This is a genomic window from Kineococcus glutinatus, from assembly GCF_039542765.1.
Lineage (GTDB): Bacteria > Actinomycetota > Actinomycetes > Actinomycetales > Kineococcaceae > Kineococcus_A > Kineococcus_A glutinatus.
The window spans coordinates 1-2,981 of sequence record NZ_BAABIL010000549.1 but is presented as its reverse complement, the minus strand read 5'-3'; the positions used below and the strand labels follow the sequence as shown (position 1 = coordinate 2,981).

The following is a 2,981-nucleotide window of genomic DNA, read 5'->3' as shown; positions in this document are numbered from 1 at the left end:
TCGGTGGGCACGTGCTTGCCGAGCACCGTGGAGACCAGCAGGTGGGCCCGGCGCGGGTTGCGCCGCACCGCGAGCCCCGCCAGGTCGGCCACCGCCAGGCCGTCCACGGCGGCCGAGGTGCGCAGCGCCACGCCCAGCCGGTCGGCGACCCAGCGCCCCGTCCACCCCGCCGGCTCCTCGTGCAGCCGCACGCCGGTGCTCGTCCCCGGCGCGCTCACCGGCCGACCCCGGCACCCGCGGGGCGGGCGGAGGGCACCGCCGCCGCGCCCGCCTCGGCCGCGACGAGCTCCGCGACGACGTCCACCAGGGAGATCCCCTCCGCCGCCACCCCGAAGGCCTCCGCGCGGGCCAGCACCCGCTCGGCCCACGCCCGGTGCGGCTTCGCCTCGTTCATCTTGTTCGCGTACGTGCTCGCCAGCACCCCACCGGCCGCGCCGAGCACGTCCGCGGCGTCGCACCACTCCTCGTGCGGCACCACGGACATCGCGTGCACGACACCGACGTGCGAGGGGTGGATGACGGTCTTGCCCACCAGGCCGTTGATCCGGTCCAGCTCGACCTCCCGCAGCAGGCCGTCCAGGTCGTCGCGCAGCAGCCGCGAGCGCAGCTCCCGCACGTCCAGCTGGTCGAACGGGGTCTCGCGCAGCCCCGTGCGGAAGAGCCGCTCACCGGAGGTGAAGTGCTCCCACACCGGCCCCGTCACGGGGAAACCGCTGCCGTCGAGGCGGCCCAGCACGTTGACGACGTCGCCGAGGACGTCGGCGACGATGCGCACGTCCCACACCGTCGTCCCCCGCGGCCGGCGCAGGCCGTGCACCGCGGACAGGTCCGTGGCCCCCGTCCGCACCGCCAGCACGAGGTCGCGGGCCGCGGTGAGCACCTCCCGGATCCGCAGCAGCGCCTCCAGGCGGCTCTCCCGGTGCAGCACGTCGGCGGTCTCCACGACGGGCATCGCCCACATCCGCCGGCCCGCGGCGCGCCCGGCGTCGGCGACCGCGGCCAGGTGCTCGGCCGGCTCCGGCTGCCCGGGCGCACCGAACTTCGGCAGCACGAACCCCGCCAGCGCGTCCACGTCCTCCCCGAGGCGATCGACCAGCGAGCGCAGCTGCCCCGGGGTGCGGACCCGCACGAACAGCAGCAGCGGCGCCGCGCGCCCCTCGCGGACGTGGTGGCGGTGCAGGCCGACCTGCTCCACCAGCCGCGCCTCGGCGTGGGCCACCTCGGCGTCGGGCACCGAGTCCTCCAGGCACGCCACGGCGCTGACGAGACCGCGGCCGGCCAGCCGCGCCAGGTCCGCGGCCAGCTGCGGGCGGGTGGCCGGGCAGTACAGGGTGGCGCCGAGGGCGTGGGCCAGCAGGCCGGGCGGCGAGCCCGGCCCGACCCGCCGCGGCAGCCGGTGGAAGAGGCGCCGGCGCGCCTCGGTGGGCAGGTGGGCGAAGTGCTGCACGCGGCCTCCAGGGCTGGACCTCGTGGGCGGGCGGGACGGGCCGTGCGGTCGCTGCGACGGCGACCGTACCCGGCCCGTCCCGGCGCCGGGAGCGGTCCGCTCAGAGCAGCGGGGTCACCGCGGGGACCAGGTCGTGGAAGGTGCGCCCCCCGGCGCGCTCGCCCAGCGCCGTCATGGCCCAGCCGTCGCCCTCCCGGGTCAGCTTGACCATGATCTGCGCGGTGTGCGTTCCGGACCCCGACAGCGCGTAGCGGGCGACCTCGGTGCCGGTGGTGGAGTCCACCAGGCGGCAGAAGGCGTTCTCGATCTGGCCGAAGTCCTGCCCCGTGAAGCTGGAGACGACGAAGACGAGGGTGCGGATCCGCGCCGGCAGCGTCGTCAGGTCGACGGTGATGACCTCGTCGTCGCCCTCGCCGGCGCCGGTGAGGTTGTCCCCGGTGTGGACGACGGAGCCGTCCTTGCTGCGCAGCTGGGAGAACCACACCTGGTCGACGAGGGAGCCGGAGGCGTCGAAGAGCAGGCAGGAGGCGTCGAGGTCGATGGTCTGGTCCTTCTGCCGGCCGAACAGGCCCCGCTTCTTGGCCGCGTCCCAGCCCAGGCCCATCGCGACGCGGCTCAGGCCGCCTCCGGTGCCGGGCTTGGCCAGGGAGAGCTTCTGCCCCTTGCCGAGGTTGATCGCCATGCCGTTCCCCTCTCGAGTCGGACTTCCGTGCGGTTGAACGTCCCCGCGGCGCAGAGGTGCCCGCGGCGGGGCACGTGCTCGCCGCCCGCCGCGCTTCAGCGGGTCGTGGTCGTGGCCGTCGTGCCCGTCGGGTCGAAGGGCAGCTCCCAGCCGTAGGCCTCGGCGACGGCGCGCTGCGGGCCGTCGAGGTGCTCCAGCTCCCGGCGCACGACGAGGTCGCCGCCGACGTTGTGGACGCTGACGACGACGCAGCTGAGGGCGGGCGCCGCCGGTGGCGCCACGGCGACCTCCAGGCGCTCGCCCGTCGGCAGCCGCAGCGCCAGCACCGGGCGCAGCGCGGCCCAGTCGGGCCGATCGCGCCGCCCCGTGGCGAAGAGCACCGCGCGGCGCAGGGCGTCGGCGTGGCGCAGGTCGAGCAGCAGCTCCTCGCCGGCGTCCTCCGAGCGGGGCCCCAGCCGCAGCACCTGGCGGGCACCGAAGCCGGGGGCGCTGACGGCGTCACCGAGGGACTGCACCAGCCCCGAGGCGCCCTCCCGCAGCTCCCACAGGCAGCCGAGGTGGACGTCGGTGGAGCGCCGCACCCCCGCGCGGGTCAGCTGCGGCTGCCAGGTGAGCACCGCGCGCAGGGTGCCGCCGGGGCGTTCGGCGGCGCGCAGCGTGGTCACCGGGTGCTCGGCGTCCAGGACGGTGCGCCGCTCCGCCGGTCGCGGGGACCCCACCACCGGGGCGGGTGCGACCACCTGCGGCGGGGTCGCGGGCGCCGGCCGGACCGGCCGCGGCGGTGGGGCCTGTCCCCGCGGTGCGGACTGCTCGTGGTGCCGCAGGTCCAGGGACGGGCGCGGGGCGCCGGCC

3 protein-coding genes and 1 pseudogene are annotated in these 2,981 nt (G+C 77.1%); all 4 read right to left on the bottom strand.

Annotated elements, in window-relative coordinates:
• The coding region (locus ABEB16_RS17985) for a phosphoribosyltransferase domain-containing protein (RefSeq protein WP_345713590.1) at positions 1-218 on the bottom strand (218 nt) is incomplete at its 3' end.
• The gene (locus ABEB16_RS17980) at positions 215-1,447 is read right to left on the bottom strand and encodes an HpcH/HpaI aldolase/citrate lyase family protein (RefSeq protein ID WP_345713589.1); all 1,233 of its coding nucleotides are present in this window, start codon (positions 1,445-1,447) and stop codon (positions 215-217) included. The genes ABEB16_RS17980 and ABEB16_RS17985, both read right to left, overlap by 4 nt.
• A gap of 100 nt (positions 1,448-1,547) precedes the next feature.
• Positions 1,548-2,129, bottom strand: coding sequence for a TerD family protein (locus ABEB16_RS17975; RefSeq protein ID WP_345713588.1), 582 nt, complete (start codon positions 2,127-2,129; stop codon positions 1,548-1,550).
• A gap of 95 nt (positions 2,130-2,224) precedes the next feature.
• Positions 2,225-2,981: pseudogene (locus ABEB16_RS17970) on the bottom strand (hypothetical protein); the annotation flags it as partial.

Excerpts from the sequence above, each read along its gene's own strand:
- ABEB16_RS17975 (WP_345713588.1), bottom strand. The coding sequence starts at position 2,129 with ATGGCGATCAACCTCGGCAAGGGGCAGAAGCTCTCCCTGGCCAAGCCC.